15 protein-coding genes are annotated in these 16283 nt (G+C 71.6%); 10 read left to right on the plus strand and 5 right to left on the minus strand.

The genetic code is table 11. The features are described 5' to 3' along the window. Window positions 1–75 precede the first annotated feature (75 nt). Both VF330_RS08705 and VF330_RS08710 read left to right on the plus strand, forming a co-directional pair. A complete protein-coding gene (locus VF330_RS08705; protein WP_330850996.1) occupies window positions 76–1155 on the plus strand; it encodes an exo-alpha-sialidase in 1080 nt (359 codons plus the stop codon). Then, a complete protein-coding gene (locus tag VF330_RS08710; protein ID WP_330850997.1) occupies window positions 1152–1436 on the plus strand; it encodes a MoaD/ThiS family protein in 285 nt (94 codons plus the stop codon). The genes VF330_RS08705 and VF330_RS08710 overlap by 4 nt, the downstream gene beginning before the upstream one ends. Before the next feature lie 681 nt (window positions 1437–2117). Here the strand turns inward: VF330_RS08710 and VF330_RS08715 are convergent. Then, a complete protein-coding gene (locus tag VF330_RS08715) occupies window positions 2118–3584 on the minus strand; it encodes an aromatic amino acid ammonia-lyase (protein ID WP_330850998.1) in 1467 nt (488 codons plus the stop codon). Window positions 3585–3614: 30 nt separating this feature from the next. Here VF330_RS08715 and VF330_RS08720 point away from each other — a divergent pair, with 30 nt between their 5' ends. Together VF330_RS08720 and VF330_RS08725 are read left to right on the plus strand one after the other, a co-directional pair. Beyond that, window positions 3615–6590, plus strand: coding sequence for a DEAD/DEAH box helicase (locus tag VF330_RS08720; RefSeq protein ID WP_330850999.1), 2976 nt, complete (start codon window positions 3615–3617; stop codon window positions 6588–6590). Beyond that, entirely contained in the window at window positions 6583–7440 is an 858-nt protein-coding gene (locus VF330_RS08725; protein WP_330851000.1) for an SWIM zinc finger family protein, read from the plus strand. The genes VF330_RS08720 and VF330_RS08725 overlap by 8 nt, the downstream gene beginning before the upstream one ends. A gap of 553 nt (window positions 7441–7993) precedes the next feature. Here VF330_RS08725 and VF330_RS08730 read toward each other — a convergent pair. From VF330_RS08730 to VF330_RS08740, 3 genes are all read right to left on the minus strand, one after another. After that, complete coding sequence (locus tag VF330_RS08730; RefSeq protein WP_330851001.1) at window positions 7994–8266, minus strand: GlsB/YeaQ/YmgE family stress response membrane protein; 273 nt, start codon at window positions 8264–8266, stop codon at window positions 7994–7996. A gap of 67 nt (window positions 8267–8333) precedes the next feature. Further along, a complete protein-coding gene (locus VF330_RS08735) occupies window positions 8334–8816 on the minus strand; it encodes a hypothetical protein (RefSeq protein ID WP_330851002.1) in 483 nt (160 codons plus the stop codon). Window positions 8817–8911: 95 nt separating this feature from the next. Further along, window positions 8912–9958, minus strand: a complete 1047-nt coding sequence (locus VF330_RS08740) for a DUF2786 domain-containing protein (RefSeq protein WP_330851003.1) — start codon at window positions 9956–9958, stop codon at window positions 8912–8914. Window positions 9959–10020: 62 nt separating this feature from the next. Here VF330_RS08740 and folP point away from each other — a divergent pair, with 62 nt between their 5' ends. The 6 genes from folP to VF330_RS08770 all read left to right on the plus strand — a co-directional run bounded on the left by folP (window position 10021) and on the right by VF330_RS08770 (window position 14559). Beyond that, entirely contained in the window at window positions 10021–10845 is an 825-nt protein-coding gene (gene folP / locus VF330_RS08745) for a dihydropteroate synthase (RefSeq protein ID WP_330851004.1), read from the plus strand. A gap of 14 nt (window positions 10846–10859) precedes the next feature. After that, window positions 10860–11798 (plus strand): hypothetical protein, encoded by a 939-nt coding sequence (locus tag VF330_RS08750; protein ID WP_330851005.1) that lies wholly within the window; start codon window positions 10860–10862, stop codon window positions 11796–11798. Between the two features lie 48 nt (window positions 11799–11846). Further along, window positions 11847–12131 carry a hypothetical protein gene (locus VF330_RS08755; protein WP_330851006.1) on the plus strand — a complete coding sequence of 95 codons (285 nt, stop codon included), beginning with the start codon at window positions 11847–11849 and terminating at the stop codon, window positions 12129–12131. Between the two features lie 138 nt (window positions 12132–12269). Beyond that, window positions 12270–13424 (plus strand): exonuclease domain-containing protein, encoded by a 1155-nt coding sequence (locus VF330_RS08760; RefSeq protein ID WP_330851007.1) that lies wholly within the window; start codon window positions 12270–12272, stop codon window positions 13422–13424. Next, entirely contained in the window at window positions 13421–14068 is a 648-nt protein-coding gene (locus tag VF330_RS08765) for a DUF6218 family protein (protein WP_330851008.1), read from the plus strand. Before VF330_RS08760 ends, VF330_RS08765 begins: the two co-directional genes overlap by 4 nt. After that, complete coding sequence (locus VF330_RS08770) at window positions 14065–14559, plus strand: hypothetical protein (RefSeq protein ID WP_330851009.1); 495 nt, start codon at window positions 14065–14067, stop codon at window positions 14557–14559. The genes VF330_RS08765 and VF330_RS08770 overlap by 4 nt, the downstream gene beginning before the upstream one ends. Here the strand turns inward: VF330_RS08770 and VF330_RS08775 are convergent. Then, on the minus strand, window positions 14556–16283 hold a 1728-nt coding region (locus tag VF330_RS08775), incomplete at its 5' end, for an SbcC/MukB-like Walker B domain-containing protein (RefSeq protein WP_330851010.1). The genes VF330_RS08770 and VF330_RS08775 overlap by 4 nt on opposite strands.

The following is a 16283-nucleotide window of genomic DNA, read 5'->3' on the forward strand; positions in this document are numbered from 1 at the left end:
CGTGCGCGGAAATTGTCGGACCCCCGGCGTAACGTGCTCCGCATCACACCTTTCTCGTGAGGAGGCTGCGTTGCGATGACGGTGGTCGTGGCGATCGGGACGCGCAAGGGGCTGTGGCTCGCGCGCAGTGAGGACCGGGTGACGTGGGAGGTCGACGGACCGCACCACGCGATGCAGGAGGTGTACGCGGTCGCGTTCGACACCCGCTCCGGCGTGCGGCTGCTGGCGGGCGTGGCCTCGCCGCACTTCGGTCCCGGCGTGTCCATCTCGGACGACCTCGGTGCCACCTGGGAGGAGTCGTCGTCGCCCCCGATCGCGTTCCCGGTGGAGGACGCGGCGCTGGAACGCGTGTGGCAGCTCCAACCGGCCCCGGCCTCGCAACCGGGCGTGGTCTGGGCGGGCACCCAGCCGTCCGCGCTGTTCAAGTCCCTGGACGGCGGCCGTTCGTTCGAGTTCGTCGAGGGCCTCTGGAACCACCCGCACCGCCCGGAGTGGGAGGCGGGCTTCGGCGGCCAGGCCGTCCACACGATCGTCCCGGACCCGGCCGACCCGGACCGAGTGCTGGTGGCGATGTCGACCGGCGGCGTCTACCGCACCGCCGACGGCGGCAAGTCCTGGGAGGCCCGCAACAAGGGCATCAAGGCCTACTTCTTCCCGGACCCGTGGCCGGAGTTCGGCCAGTGCGTCCATAAGGTCGCGCAACACCCGGCGTCGCCGTCCCGCTTCTACGCCCAGAACCACCACGGCGTGTACCGCAGCGACGACGGCGGCGACACCTGGCAGTCCATCGCCGACGGCCTGCCCACCGACTTCGGCTTCACGATGGTCGTCCACCCGCACGACCCGGACACGATCTTCACGTTCCCGATCGAGGCCGACGGCCGCCGCTTCCCGCCGGAGGGCAAGTGCCGCGTCTACCGCTCCCGGGACGCGGGCGCCTCGTGGCAGGCCCTGGGCTCGGGCCTGCCGGACAACTTCTGGACGGCCGTGATGAGGGACGCCATGTGCACCGACACCGCACCCGTCCCCGGCGTCTACTTCGGCTCCCGCTCGGGCGAGGTCTACGCGAGCCCCGACGAGGGCGAGACCTGGCACCGGGTGGCCGCCCACCTGCCGGACGTGATGTCGGTGCGAGCGGCGGTGATCCCCACGTGAGGGTGACGGTCCTGATACCGGGCGTCCTGAGGGGCGTGACCGACGGCCGGCCGTCCGTCACCGTGGATGTCCCCGACCCACCCACCCTGGGCGCGGCCCTGGACGTCCTCGCCGGCACCTACCCGGGCCTCGACCGCCGCCTGCGAGACGAACGCGCGGCCCTGCGCCGCTACGTGAACTTCTACGTCAACGGCGAGGAGTGCCGCCGCCTCTCGGGCCCGGCCACGCCGTTACCGGCGGGCGCGGAGATCCAGATCCTGCCCTCGGTGGCAGGGGGCTGACGGCTTGGGCCGGGGCCGGGGTGCCCCGGCCGCTGTCTGGGTGAGGCCGCTGCCTGGGTGAGGCCGCGGGCCGTCAGGGCCGGGATGCGCCGACCGGGGATGGCGGCGCACCCCGGCTCGGGTGGCTGTGCGCCGCGCCCCTCAGTCGGCCGTCCCGGTCTCGAACCTCAAGCGGCCGGCCCGTTCACGAACCTCGGCCCAGCCGCCACCGTCCGCACGTCCCACCGCAGGCCGCCTCTCCGACGCTGGCTGAGGGCCCCACTCACGCCATTCGGCGAACCCGGCCCGCTCCGTCGCCCAGCCATCCAGCCGCGGCCGCCCGCCGGTGCAGCCGCCCTCAACTCGCTTGCCAGCCGCCCAGCACCCTCCGGGCCTGTCTGCCTGCCAGCGTTGCCAGCCCTACCTTGCCTGCCAGCTGCTCTGCCGACCGGCCACCACCATTGGCTACCCACCCCGCCTGCTAACCCCTTGCCGCCAGCGGTACCGCCGCGCCTGCCCTGCTGTCCTGCCGGCTACCTACCTCCGCCGACCCACCAGCCGTGCCTCACGCCCGCCACCTTGCCCGCTGACGCCGCCCCCACCTCGGCTGCCAGCCCTTTGCCGCCCAGCGGTCCCGCCGTTCACCCGCCCGCGCGTCCTCTGTCGTCCCCACCCCGCGAACCGCCCCCCCGCCCTCGGACCTCAGCAGTGGGCGAAGTCGTCCAGCAGCCCCGAAGCCACCTCCACGTCCGGGCTCAGCTGCCGGTCCGCCATGTCCGGGTTCAGCTTCGCCTCCGCCGCCTCGAACGCCGCCCGCAACGCCGGCGTCTCCGGCGTCACCCCGCGCAGGCGCAGGGCCCGCACGGCCGCCACCACCTCGCACGCCAGCACCAGCCGGAACGCGCCCAGCGACCGCAGCGCCTGCGACGCCGACTGGAACGCGAAGCTCGAGTTCTCCTCCTGGCCGCGCGACACCACGGCGTTGCCGATGCTCGCGGGCTCGGCCAGGGTCCTGACCTCGGCCAGCGCGGAGTTGGCGCTGTACTCCAGGATCATCACGCCCGAGCTGCCGCGCACGCCCTCCGCCAGGAACGGGCGCAGGCCCGTGAAGTTCGGCTCGACCAGGGTGGCCAGACGCGCGGTCGACAGGTGGCCGGTGTGCAGCATCGACAGGCGCAGCCGGTCCAGGGCCTGGCCCAGATAGGCACTGTGGAAGGCGCCGTGGTGGTAGGCGGCGTCGTCGGACGGGCCGAAGTGGTCGGCGACGATCAGCGGGTTCTCGGCGGCGGCGTTGAACTCCACGTCCAGGACGCGGCCCAGGTCGGTGGCGGCGTCGACGGCCGGGCCGTGGATCTGCGGGAAGCAGCGGTAGCCGAACGGGTCCTGGATGCGGGCCGGCGGGCGCGCGGGCTCCGCGAGCAGGCGGCGCATCTCCGCCGCCACCGCCACCTGGCCTGGGTGGGGGCGGCCCAGGTGCACGCGTTCGTCGTAGGCCTCGACGGCGCCGTCGACGGCCAGGAACGACAGGGCGGCCACCACGTGCGTGGCCTTCAGCAGCTGGTGCGCGTCCTGCCAGGCCAGGCCCGCCATGCCGATGGTCAGGGCGTTGCTGCTGATCAACGCCAGCGCGTCGCCCGAGTCGAGCTCGATCGGGTCCGGGGTCTGCGTCGAGCCGAGCCAGTAGCGCTCGCCGAGCAGGGTCAGGCCCGTCTCGGCCAGGGCGGTCAGGTCGCCGGTGCCGATGGCGCCGTACTCGTGGACACCGGGGTAGCAGCTGCTGTTCAGGGCCGCGAGCAACGCGTCGGCGACGGCCGGGCGCACCCCCGCGCCGCCGGCCAAGAGCTGGTTGAGGCGCACCACCATCATGGCGCGCACCTGCTCCTCGGGGAGCATGCCGCCGAGGCCGCCGGCGTGGCTGCGCAGCAGGCGCAGACCGTGCTCGGCCCAGCCCTCGGTGCTGATGATCTGGTCGCGGTTCGCGCCGACGCCGGTCGTGCGGCCGTAGACCTGTCGTCGCACCACGAGCCGCTGGCTGGCGTGCCACGATGCTTCGAGCCGTGCGAGGCCGTCGGTGTGCAGGGCCACCGGAGCGTGGTACCTCGCCACGCGCACCACGTCGTCGGCGCCGAGGGACTGACCGTCCAGCACGACAGGGGAGTCTTCGACCATGGCGCCAATGTGAGCACATAGGGTTCAGAGGTGCTCGTACTGCATGGCCTGTGCACGACCGACGGTGTTCTCGCGCTGTGGGCCGAGGACGCCAGGCTGCCCGCACGCAGCGAGAGCGCGCGTCGTGACGCACCGCATCCGTTCGCCGCGACGGCCGAGTCGCTCGCGGAAGCGCTCGGGGTGGAAAGCGTCAAGACGACCACACGGGCGTTGTTGCTGCCGTCGTTCGCGTCCGGGCCGATGGCGTCACCGGAGCTGGTGCGCGACCCGTTGACGGCGGGACGGGCGCAGCGCGGCAAGGTGCAGCTGAGGCAGTGGGGCGTCCCCACGGTCCGGCTCGACGGCACGGTGGAGCGCGGTTCCGAGGTGCGGCTGAGCGACTCCGCGCGGTTCGTGTTCGACGTCGCCGGGTTCGCCGCCGATCTCGTCGACCGCGGGCGCGTGCTGCCGTCGGTCGCGCCGGACCAGGCCGTCGCGCGGTGGGTGCCGGTGCTGTCGGGAACGGACTCGGCGCGGTTCGCGGCGTTGCAGACCGCGATGCCACCCGCATGCCGGTGCGAGGAGATCGCCGGCGACCCTGCTGAGCTGGTGCGCGCGGCGCTGACGACCGCCGTCGACAAGCAGGTGCGCGGCCGGTTGACCGGCACGGACCTCGTGCCGAGACGACGTGGCCGCGTCACGACGGCGGAGGCGTGGCTCGCCGCGCTCACCGGGGAGCCCGTGTTCGACGCGGACCCGGTGGAGCTCTACGAGCTGCGCGAGAAGCTCGGCCGGTGGCATGACAGCGCGGGCGACGAGAGCCCGGTGCGCACGTGCTTCCGGCTGCGTTCGCCGGAGCAGCGCGAAGCGGACGAGTGGGCCGTCGAGTTCCTGCTCCAGGCCGTCGACGAGCCGAGCGTGCTGGTGCCCGCGCACCAGGTGTGGTTCGCGGACGACGGGGTGCTGCGCCGCTGGATCCCCGCGCCGCAGGAGCACCTGCTGGCCGACCTGGGGCGCGCGAGCAAGCTGCACCCGGACCTCGACGAGGCGTTGCGCGAGTCGCACCCGGCCGAGCTGGAGGTCGGCGCGGAGGGCGCCTACCGGTTCCTGACGGCGGCGCCCGTGCTGGCGCAGGCCGGGTTCGGCGTGCTGCTGCCGTCGTGGTGGCAGCAGCGGACGAAGCTGGGCCTCAAGCTCACGACGAAGAGCCGCGGCACGGCCGGGACCGTCGCCAAGGAGAGCGAGATCGGCCTGAAGTCCATCGTGGACTACAGGTGGGAGCTCGCCCTCGGCGAGGACGCGCTCACCGACGCCGAACTCGCCGAGCTCGCGAGGGCGAAGGTGCCGCTCGTGAAGGTGCGCGGCCAGTGGGTGCAGGTCGACCAGAAGCGACTGGCCGCGGGACTCGCGTTCCTCAAACGAGGTGGCGGCCAGATGACCGCCGCCGAGGTGATGCTCCACAGTGGACTGACCGGGGAGGACGAGAGCCTGCCGCTCCCGCTGACCTCCGTGGAGGCCGACGGCTGGCTCGGCGACCTGTTGTCCGGCAAGGCCGACGAGCAGCTCGAACCCGTCGAGCCGCCCGCGAACTTCGGCGCCCGGTTGCGCCCGTACCAGCAGCGCGGTCTCGCGTGGCTCGCGTTCCTCGACAAGATCGGCTTGGGTGCCTGCCTGGCCGACGACATGGGGCTCGGCAAGACCGTGCAGCTGCTGGCCCTCGAAGCGCTGAACCGCGCGCACGGCAAGCGGCCGCCGACGTTGCTGATCTGCCCGATGTCGGTGGTCGGCAACTGGCAGCGCGAAGCCGCTCGCTTCACCCCGGAGCTCTCGGTGCACGTGCACCACGGCGCGGACCGCCTCGACGGCGACGCGTTGCGCGAGGCCGTCGAGAGCCACGACCTCGTGCTCACCACGTACGCGCTGGCCGGCCGCGACGCCGACGCGCTCGGCGACCTCACCTGGGACCGCGTGGTGCTGGACGAGGCGCAGAACATCAAGAACAGCGCCACCCGCCAGTCCCAGGCGGTGCGGCAGCTCAAGGCGCGCCACCGCGTCGCGCTCACCGGAACGCCCGTCGAGAACCGCCTGGCCGAGCTGTGGTCGATCATGGACTTCGCGAACCCCGGCGTGCTCGGCACGATCAACACGTTCCGCGCGCGCTTCGCCGTCCCCGTCGAGCGCCACAACGACCAGGACGCCGCCGCCCGCCTGCGCAAGATCACGAACCCGTTCGTGCTGCGCCGGCTGAAGACCGACCCGCGCATCATCGGCGACCTGCCCGACAAGGTCGAGATGCGCCAGCTCTGCAACCTCACCACCGAGCAGGCGTCGCTCTACCAGGCCGTCGTGAACGACATGCTGGAGAAGATCGAGGAAGCGGAGGGCATCGGCCGCAAGGGCTTGGTGCTCGCGACGATGTCGAAGCTCAAGCAGGTCTGCAACCACCCGGCGCACTTCCTCGGCGACGGCTCGCGCGTCGCCGGTCGCTCCGGCAAGCTCGCGCGGCTGGAGGAGGTGCTGGAGGAAGTGCTCGCCGAGGGCGACAAGGCGTTGTGCTTCACCCAGTTCACCGAGTTCGGCAGCATGCTCGTGCCCTACCTGGCCGCCCGCTTCGACACCGAGGTCATGTTCCTGCACGGCGGCACGAACAAGGCCTCCCGCGACCACATGGTCGAGCGCTTCCAGGACGCCAAGGGCCCGAAGCTCTTCCTGCTGTCCCTGAAAGCCGGCGGCACCGGCCTCAACCTCACCGCCGCCAACCACGTGATCCACCTGGACCGCTGGTGGAACCCGGCCGTCGAGGACCAGGCGACCGACCGCGCGTTCCGCATCGGCCAGCGCCGCAACGTGCAGGTGCGCAAGTTCGTCTGCATCGGCACGCTGGAGGAACGCATCGACGCGATGATCGAGGAGAAGCGCGCGCTGGCCCAGCTCGTCGTCGGAGCGGGCGAGAACTGGCTCACCGACCTGTCCACCGCCCAGCTGCGCGACCTGCTGACGTTGTCCGGGGAGGCCGTCGGTGAGTGAGCACTGGTCCGGCGAACGCCCCCGCTACGGCAAGACCATCAAGGTCGAGCACGGCATCAAGGCGCAGAGCAAACGCGGCGACATCGGCGCCACCTGGTGGTCGCGCCGCTTCATCGAGGTGCTCGAGTCGTTCGGCATGGGCGGTCGTCTGACCCGAGGCCGCACCTACGCGCGCCAGGGCCAGGTGCTGTCGCTGTCGTTGTCCACCAGCATGGTCATCGCGTTGGTGCAGGGCTCGCGCCCCACGCCGTACAAGGCGCGGATCGCGATCAAGTCGTTCACCACGCCCGAGTGGCAGCGCATCGAGCACGCCCTGGCGGGCCAGGCCCTGTACGCGGCCAAGCTGCTGGCCGGCGAGATGCCCGCCGACATCGAGACGCTGTTCGCCTCGCTGGACCTGCGGCTCTTCCCGGCCACGCAGCGCGAGCTGACGATGGACTGCACCTGCCCGGACTGGGAGGTGCCGTGCAAGCACCTCGCCGCCGCCTGCTACCTGCTCGCCGAGTCGTTCGACAACGACCCGTTCGAGATCCTCGCCTGGCGCGGCCGCAGCCGCGAGGACCTCCTCGAACGCCTCCGCACGCTGCGCGGCACCACCCGCACCGCGGTGGCGCGCGAGGAGGCCCCACCGCTGACCCGGTGCCTGGACACGTTCTGGCAGAGGCAGACCGCGACGAGCCTGCCCCTCGGCGACCCGACGGCGGCCGTCCGCCTCGACGCGGTGCTCGACCAGCTCGGCTCCGCGCCGATCACCGTAGGGCGCGAGGACCTCGCCTCCCTGCTGCGCCCGGCGTACCTCGCGCTGGACCGGTCGCCTGGTGAGGACGGCCCCGGCCTCGCGCCCGCGTGATCAGATCGGGCGGAGCCGCTGGAACGGCCGGGAGCGCGGTCCGGTGGCGGGCAGCGGTGTGAGGATTGCTCGCGCACTGCTCGTGGAACCAGGGTGTCGAGGCCTGGGGCCGGCGTGGGATGCCGGAACACGTCGGAGCGCGGCCCGGTAACGACAGTTGTGGGGTACGGATGGCCTCCAGCGGGTGAGGGGTTTCTGAGCTGTGATTCGTGGCTGACAGTGCTGACAGTGGTGTGAGGACTGCTCGTGCGCTGCTCGTTGAACCGGATGCCGCAGGTGTGGCCGCATAGGCGGTAGGAACCGCCTGTATATAGACAGCCTGGGTCGGTGTGGGGTGGCCGGAACGCGCTGGAGCGCGGCCCGGCGGCGGTTGCTGCGGTCCGGTGGCAGGGCGGCGGTGTGAGGGGTGCTCGTGCGCCGCTCGCGGAACCGGATGTCGCAGCCGTGGCAACACAGACGGCGAGCGCCGGCTGCACAGCCGGCCCGGAGGCCGGCAGAGGAGGGCTGAGGTGGGGACGGGCGGTTGGGGGCCCGCCCGCCCCTGGTTCGGGGGTCAGTGGTGGAGTCGGGCCTTGGCGCGGTTGGCGAGGACGCTCACGCCGGCGCCCGCCAGGCCCACCTGCAGGGCCAGCTCGATCCAGTCGATGCCCGGTGTGTCGGCCACGCCCAGGACGGTGGCCACCGCGGTGCCGAGCAGGGCGGAGGCGATGCCCACCAGGATCGTGGCCAGCAGCGAGAGGTGTTGCCTGCCCGGGATCACCAGGCGGCCCAGGCCGCCGATCGCGGCGCCGAAGAGCAGGGCGGTGAACAGGCCGTCGATTTCCACTGGGTACCCCCGGAGACTGCGGTGTGTGCTTACCGGTCCAGGGTCTGCCGGCGCCGCGCCCGGCGAATCAGGTCTTTCCCTGAGCGGCCCCTGAGTTCGCCCCCAGCAGGGTCGCGGCCGCCGCGGACAGGGCGCGGCCCGGGACGTCCGGGTCGCAGCCCACCTTGGCGAGACGAGCCCTGATGGCCGTGGTGGAGCGCTGCATGGTCTCGGCCAGGGATCTGACCAGGGTGGGTGCCTCGTCCTCGGAGGCGTCGAGCCAGGCGGTGCGGAGCTCGGCGTCGAGGGACTCGGTCCAGGGCTGGTTGGCGTTCGCGTGGCGGGGCGGGCGAGGACGCAGGCGGGAGTGGGCGGTCAGGACGCGGGCCATGATCCGGCCGACCGTCGCGCCGCCCTCGACCGGCATCCGCAGGCGTCCGTCCGCGACCACCTCGCCGGAGTCGAGCGACCCCAGCAGGTCCAGCACCAGGGACTCCTCGGAGTCCGTCGTCGCGCTCAGCCGGTAGTTGACCTCGCCGAGCTTCATCTCGTTGTGGAAGGTGGATGTCATGGGAGCGACGTTAGGAAGGGGGTCTGACGGTTTTTCCGGGGTGAGGCCCTCCGGGGGCTTCGTGGCACGGGGAGTTCACCCGAAGGGGTGGGGGGCTACCCCGAGGTCACCGAGCTCCGGCCCGTCCCGATGTCCGCGACGTCCGCCGCCGCGCGTCCCGCGCCCCACCCCGCCGCCGAACGCACCGTCACGCGCGAGGTCCGCGTGCGCGTGAACATCTCCTCGAACAACGTGTCCACGGCCTGCTTGCGGTCCGCCAGCACCGGCAGCAGCCGCTCGTCGGGGATGTCCGGCACCTCCTGCGCGGACTCCAGCCGCTCCCCGATCCGCGACGCGAAGGCCACCAGGAACGACTTCCGGAACGGCCGCGAGCGCGCCTCGCTGCCCTTCCCGGCCCGCCCGCCGACGGCCACCATCGCCCGCGTCGCCTGCACCAGCAGCGACGTCGACAGCAGCTCGGTGCTCTCCAGGTCCACCTCGTCGCCCACCAGCGCGACGAACCCGAACCCGTCGTAGGCCACCGCCCGCGAGCGGAACGCGGTCGCCACCACGTGCACCAGCTGCGACTTCTCCTTGAAGTAGCTCTTGTCCAGCCACATCCGCCGCGACGTCGCCTGCGCCGGCAGGCCCGCGTCGAGCACGGCCCGTTCGAGCGCGTGCCGGTTCATCAGCTCCTGCGCCTTGGCCGACAGCGCCTCCGCCTCCTCCGGGAACGACGTCGACTCGGCCTTCGCGAGCAGCCCGCGCACCCGGTTGAGCACCTTCGGGTCCACGCCCGCGCGCACGGCCGACAGCAGCCGGTCGCCGGGCAACGGCAGGATGCGCGGCAACGACGGCAGCCGTCCGAGGAACTTCAGCAGCTCGGCGGCCGTGCGGGTCGCGTACGCCCGCGTCTCGATGTGCCGGGACGCCCACGCCTCCAGCAGGTCCCCCTCCCACCACACGGAGGCGCCGATCTCCTCGAGCTGACGCCGCCAGCGCGGGTCCACCGTCGACTCCGGATGAGGCGAACAGGACAAAGCGATCACGTCCACCACGAGCGCCGTCGCCGACTCGTCGAGCGAACGCGACACGACCTCGCGCACGTCGTACGGCAGCCAGCCCCGCTGCCAGAGCCCGTCGACGGCCTTCACCAGTTCCACGCGAGGCAGTATGAGACGTCCGCCATGTGCACAGCCCGGGGACCACCTGGTAGACACGGGATGTGATCGAGCTCCAGTTCCGCGGCCGGACCGTCGTCCGCGACCGCGCGCTGGTGATGGCGATCATCAACCGCACCCCGGACTCGTTCTACGACAAGGGCGCCACCTACGCCGAGGACGTCGCGATGGAGGCCGTGCACCGCGTGGTCGACGAGGGCGCGGACATCGTCGACATCGGCGGTGTGAAGGCGGGCCCCGGCGACCTCGTGGACTCCGGCGAGGAGGTGCGCCGCGTCGTGCCGTTCATCGCCCGCGTCCGCGACGCGTACCCGGACCTCGTCATCAGCAGCGACACCTGGCGCGCGGACGTCGGCCGGCTCGCCTGCGAGGCCGGTGCCGACCTCCTCAACGACACGTGGGCGGGCGCGGACCCCCAGCTGGCCGAGGTGGCCGCGGAGTACGGCGCCGGCTACGTCTGCTCGCACACGGGCGGTGTGAAGCCCCGCACGCGCCCGCACAGGGTCAGCTACCCGGACATCGTGCAGGACGTCGTCGCGGAGACGACGACGCGCGCGGAGAAGGTGGTCTCGCTCGGTGTGCCGCGCAAGAGCGTGCTGATCGACCCCACACACGACTTCGGCAAGAACACATGGCACAGCCTCGCGCTGGTGCGACACACGGACGCGTTGGTCGCGACCGGGTGGCCCGTGCTGATGGCTCTGTCCAACAAGGACTTCGTCGGGGAGACCCTCGGCGTGGAACTGCACGAGCGCGTCGAGGGAACCCTCGTCGCGACTGCGATCGCGGCGTTGGCGGGCGCCGCGGTCTTCCGCGCGCACGAAGTGGCGCGCACCAGACGAGTACTCGAGTCCGTCGCTCGACTGTGAGCTGGAGGTATCAGGTGGACGACGTCTTCGCCCGGTTTTCGGACGGCCGGTGGGACGACTTCCTCGACGAACTCGACAAGATCCGCGTGAGCGTGGTGGATCCCGCGGAACGGCAGCACATCAAGGTGACCGCGCGCCGTGACGCCCGTGAGGCGGCAGGGCAGCCGTTGCTCGTGCGGATGGCCCTCGCGGACCACTACCTGAACCTGCTCGCCATCGGCGTGTGGGCGGGAGACGAGAGCTGGCGTGCCGATCTGCGTGACCTGGTCGTCTCTCTCGTGCCCGGAGACGACGAGTCGCACGACGACGCGCTCGTGAGCTCCGTCATCGCCGTGGTGCTCGCACAGCTGCTTCAGGACGCACGGCTGCGTGGCGGTTCCGAGGCCGACGTCATCGCACGGTCGGCGTGGGACAAGACCCAGGAGTGGTCGGCCTACGCCGAGGACCGCTACGTCGAACGGCTCCTGCACGCCTCCACGGAGGCCGGCGCGCGCGTTGTGACAGCCTCGGAGGTCCAGGAGGTCGTCGAACTGGCCACGGCCGCCGCGGATGACGACCACGCCGAGACGCTGGCCGTGCTCGAGGCAGAGGGGCTCTCCGCGGAGTTCATGAACGGTGTGTGGGTTGTGGACGGTGACTTCCGCAACCCCGTGCGTGCGGCAGCGCGCGCGATCACGCTCACGGGCCACGGGTGTGTGCTCGCGCGCAACATCCGGTCGTCGGCCCTGATGCTGTGGCACGAGAACACGCTCGCCATGGCGGACTCGAAGGTGCCGCGCTGGCGCGTCTACCCGATCCTCGCGCCCGTCACCCCGCAGTCGAAGTTCTCGGGCGGGGAAGGCCTGCCGTTCACCCGCGAGACGCACCCGTTGGCACCCGCACCGGAGGTCGTGCGCCGGTTGGCGGAGGCCGTTGGTGTCAACCTGTCCCATCTGCTGGCTGCATTGCGGTGAAAGGGTGATCTTTGCCTTTCCGCAACCGCGACTCGTTATCTTGGTGTCATGCCGAGATTTGCCGAGTTCGATGTGGAAGGCCTGCGAAAATCGAGCGCCGTCGCCGACTTTCCCTGGTCAGAGACGTGGGTCACGTTGATCCGCGTCGACTCCAAGGGAGTTGTCCGGCAGGCGAAGTCGTTGACCGAGAAAGTTTCTCTGCTGACCGTCGCGTCGGACAAGGACCTCGTCATCGCTTCCTGCCCGGAGATTTACGCCGTCGACGACCTGTCGGCGGCCCGCGCCGCCGTCAGGGCTTCGGCCGCACGGGAAATGTCGCCCAGCCTCGGATGAACACCACCCTCCACTCGGGCTCAGCGGCGAGCACGAGTCCGGAGAGACGCCGGCGGGTCCCCGTCGGCGGTTAGTCCCAACGGATGATGTCGGCGCACGTGGATAACGGAGGCCACGGGGCCGGACGACAGCTCCGGCATGGGCAACGGGTACGCGGTCGTCGACGTCGAGACCACCGGACTTTCACCTGGTCACCACCACCGCGTGATCGAGGTCGCCGTCGTGCACGTCGACGGGTCGGGCCGCCGGACCGACGAGTGGTGCACCTTGGTCAACCCGCGCCGCGACCTCGGCGCCCAGCACGTCCACGGCATCAGCGCCGCGGAGGTCCGTCGCGCACCGGACTTCGCCGGCATCGCGGGCGAGCTCGCCGCCCGGCTGTCGGGCCGGGTGCTCGTCGCGCACAACCTGTCGTTCGACCTGCGGTTCCTGCGGGCCGAGTTCGCGCGGCTGGGCCACGACCTCGCCGCGGACTCCGGACTGTGCACGATGGAGCTGTCCGGACGTTTCCTGGGCGCCTCGTCCCGTTCACTCGCCGCGTGCTGCTCGGTGGCCAACGTCCCGATGGGCACCGCACACTCCGCACTGCACGACGCGCGCGCGTCCGCCGGTCTGCTCGTGCGCTGCCTCGACCACATCGGACACGTCGAGCCCGTACGCCTGGCCGTCCCACACACCGCGAACACGTACGCCGTGCAGCGCAGTAGCGCACACGGTTCCGAACAGCACTTCCTCGCCAAGCTCGTGCAACTGCTGCCACGCGCGCAGAGCTCGTTCGGCGACAAGTACCTCGACGTGCTGGACCGCGCGCTGGTCGACCGCCACCTGTCGCTGGAGGAACAGCAGGAGCTGCTCGACGTCGCCCGCGCCCTGGACCTGGGCCTGCCGGAGGTGATGGAGCTGCACCGCGGCTACCTCTCCGCCCTGGCCGACGTCGCATGGGAGGACGGCCGGGTGACCGCGGACGAGGAGGCCGACCTGCGCCTCGTCGCGTCGCTGCTCGGCGTGGACGTGACCGAGGTGCTGCACCGCACCCCCGTGCGGTTGTCGCTCGGCGACCTCGTGGTGTTCACCGGCGAGATGCGCGAGCCCCGGGACGTGTGGGAGAGCCGCGCGTCGTCCGCGGGGCTGACGGTGAAGGGCGGTGTGACGAAGCGGACCGCGCTGGTGATCGCGGCGGACCCGGACTCGCTGTCGGGCAAGGCGGACAAGGCGCGCACGTACGGCATCCCGATCGTGTCGGAGGACCTGTTCGCCGGGCTGCTCGGTGAGCTCGTGGGAGGAGCGCGGTGATCGGACACTTCGTACTGCAGGAACACGACGACATGGTCGTGTTGTGGCACGTGAACACCGACGGCGTGAACACCGGCGCATGGATCGTGCCGGCCGATGAAGCGTTCACGGACCCCACGGCCGCACGGCGCTTGGTCGACCTGTGCGCCGACCGGCTGCTGGTCGGATGGTCGCCGTCGTTCGACCTCGTGCGCAAGCTCGAAGCGGTCGCGGGCACGTCGCCGCGGCGCTGGGTGGCGATGGCGATCCCGGACGCTGTGGCGGAGATCGGGGAGATCCGGGCCGCGTGCGAGAAGCGAGTCGAGGAACAGCGAGCGGAGAACGCGTCGATCGTGCCGTTGGAGTGGCAGATCGACGTTCCGGATCCGTTGCCGGCGACGGAGGAGGAGATGCACCTGCACGCGAACCTGTGGCCTCCGGCGTTCGACCCCGGAGCCGCCGCCGGGGTGCTGCTGACGTGCCGGCTGGTGCGGTGGGTGCTGCGGCGGTGGGAGGAGACGTCGGTGGCGCTGGAGCGGCGTTCCTACCTGCGGGCCGACATCGGGGAGCCGGACGTGCTGCCGCCGCAGTGGCTTCTGGCCATGACGGACGCGGTGGCCGGCCATCCGGCGCTGCGCCGCAGACGGGAGGCGGGTGTCGCGTGAACGAGCTGAAGCGGGTGGCCGAGCTGATCGAGGAACGCAACCGCGTCGACGCCGCCCTGTCCGCGTGCATCCGGCGGCCGGCCCTCACCGGGCACCTCGGCGACTGGATCGCGGCGCAGATCTTCGGGATCGAGCTGCGCCAGGGCGCCAAGGGGGTCGACGGCAGGCTGGCCGACGGCCGGACGGTGAACATCCGGTGGAACCTCAAGCGCGACAACCTGCTGGACCTGCGGGAGGACGGGCCGGACGTCTGCCTCGTCCTGAGCGGGCCCAAAGCCGCCGCCGAGACGCGACCGATGGTCATCGACGCCGTGTACCTGTTCGACGCCGCGCAGGTCGTGGCTGACCTGCGCGCACGTGGGCGCAAGATCGGTGTGGCGTCCAGCGTGCGGCAAGAGCTGTGGGAGGCCGCGGAGGTCTATCCGCGGCACAACCCGTCGTTCGTGCTCACCAGCGAACAGCGGGAGTTCCTGGCGTTGTTCGCTGGTTAGTCGTCGGCGTGCAGGCTGTGGCCGTCCCACGTGAAGCGGACGGTGGTCACGGCGTCGTCGCCGTCGGTGCCGGTGGTCAGCTGGTGGATCGCGATGCCGGTCAGCTCCTGGTAGTCGCACCACTCGTGGTCCGAGGTGAGGACCAGGTCCAGGTCGAAGTCGACCAGCAGCTCCAGCAGCTGGCCCCGGTTGGTGGCGTCCACGCCCACGAACACCTCGTCCAGCAGGATGAGGCGCGGGGCGGTGGGGGTGGCGTGGTAGTGAGCTGCTGCCGCGGCGAAGAGGGGGAGGTGCAGGACGATGGCCTTCTCTCCGCCGGAGAGGGCGCCGTGGATTCGTTTGGTCACCGGGACCCAGCCCTCGCCGCGGTCCACCTTCACGACGAACTGGTGCCACATCGTGTAGTCGAGCACCTGGGCGAGTTGTTGTTCCCAGCCCGTGGCGGTGTCGTGGGCGCGTGCCTCTTCCACGCGTTCGCGGAAGAACTGGTGCAGCATGGCGCGTTCCGACGCGTCGAGGTCCGTGCGCAGCAGCAGGTCGCGGGCCTCTCGGGTGCCGGGCGGCAGTTGGGGGTCCACCTGCCAGTCGAGCTGCACGCGGATGCCCGAGGCGGTCTGGACGCGCTCCAGGCGGTGGTTCATGGTCTCGACGAGCTCGGCGGCGCCCTGGATGCGCTGGGCCAGGTGCCGTCGGGTGTCGCCGGTGAGGGTCTGGTCGAAGAGGTCCCGTTCGGCGTCGGTGATGTGGGTGCGCACGCGGTCGCGTTCTGCTTGCAGGGCTTGCAGTAGGGCGTGTGCGCCCATGCGCGCGCCGTCCAGCGATGCGGTCAGCACTGTCACGTCGTCGTCAGGGTCCAGGGACAGGTCGATGCGGCCCGCCAGCTGTTGCTGGGCCTCGTGCACGGCCAGGCCCAGCCGGGACTCGGCGTCACGGATCAGGCGCGGGTCGACCGGGCCGTCCGGGACCTCGCCGGCGTCGGAGGGCAGGTGGGCGGCCGTGAGGTGGCGGTAGCGGGCGTCGGCCACCTCGTAGGCGATGGTGGCTTCCGCCGCACGTGCGTTGTCGTTCTTGCGCTTCTCCTCCAACGTGCCGAGGGTGCGCGCCAGGCCCGTTTGCTTGTCCTGCAGCAGTTCACGTTCCTCGGCCAGAGCCAGTGCCTTGGCGCGCAACGTGATGAGCTGCTGGTCCAGGGCGTGGAACTCGGAACCCGCGGACCGTTCGACGGTTTCCAGCGTGATGGCCAGGTCGGCGGCTTCCTGCTGACGGGCGGCGGCGGTCTCCTCGGCCTCGTCGGCCAGAGAGCTGCTCACGGACGCACGGTTGCCCGCGTCGACCGAGAGCGCTTCGAACGCCAACGCGTCGTGGCGGTCGTCCAGCCAACGGTGGCCCACGGTCCGGAACGCCGTCACGGCGTTCATGTCGGGCACGTCCGTGACGGTGAGAGCGGAGAAAGCCGCCTCGGCCTCCGCGACACGCCGGGTGGCGGCGGCGACGGCGTCTTTCCTCGCCGCACAACGCAGCTGCGCCTTCGTGCGCTGTTCCTCGGCGATCTCGGTCGGGTCCGTGGACGGCTGCCGCGCCAACTCGCCCGCCAGGGTCGCGCGGCGCACCGCGATCTGCGACAGCGCCGCGTCCACACCGGACAGGTCGGTGGCCAGCTGCTCGATCAGGCCCGTGAGCTCGGCGATCCGGCCCGCGCGGGCGCGTTGGCGCGCGACCTCGCC

This window comes from Lentzea sp. (assembly GCF_036380075.1).
GTDB lineage: Bacteria > Actinomycetota > Actinomycetes > Mycobacteriales > Pseudonocardiaceae > Lentzea.

What these genes read in the sequence shown, in the direction of transcription:
- VF330_RS08705 (WP_330850996.1), top strand. Translation starts at nt 76, where the DNA reads ATGACGGTGGTCGTGGCGATCGGGACGCGCAAGGGGCTGTGGCTCGCG.
- VF330_RS08715 (WP_330850998.1), bottom strand. Translation starts at nt 3,584, where the DNA reads ATGGTCGAAGACTCCCCTGTCGTGCTGGACGGTCAGTCCCTCGGCGCC.
- VF330_RS08760 (WP_330851007.1), top strand. Translation starts at nt 12,270, where the DNA reads ATGGGCAACGGGTACGCGGTCGTCGACGTCGAGACCACCGGACTTTCA.
- VF330_RS08755 (WP_330851006.1), top strand. Translation starts at nt 11,847, where the DNA reads ATGCCGAGATTTGCCGAGTTCGATGTGGAAGGCCTGCGAAAATCGAGC.
- VF330_RS08735 (WP_330851002.1), bottom strand. Translation starts at nt 8,816, where the DNA reads ATGACATCCACCTTCCACAACGAGATGAAGCTCGGCGAGGTCAACTAC.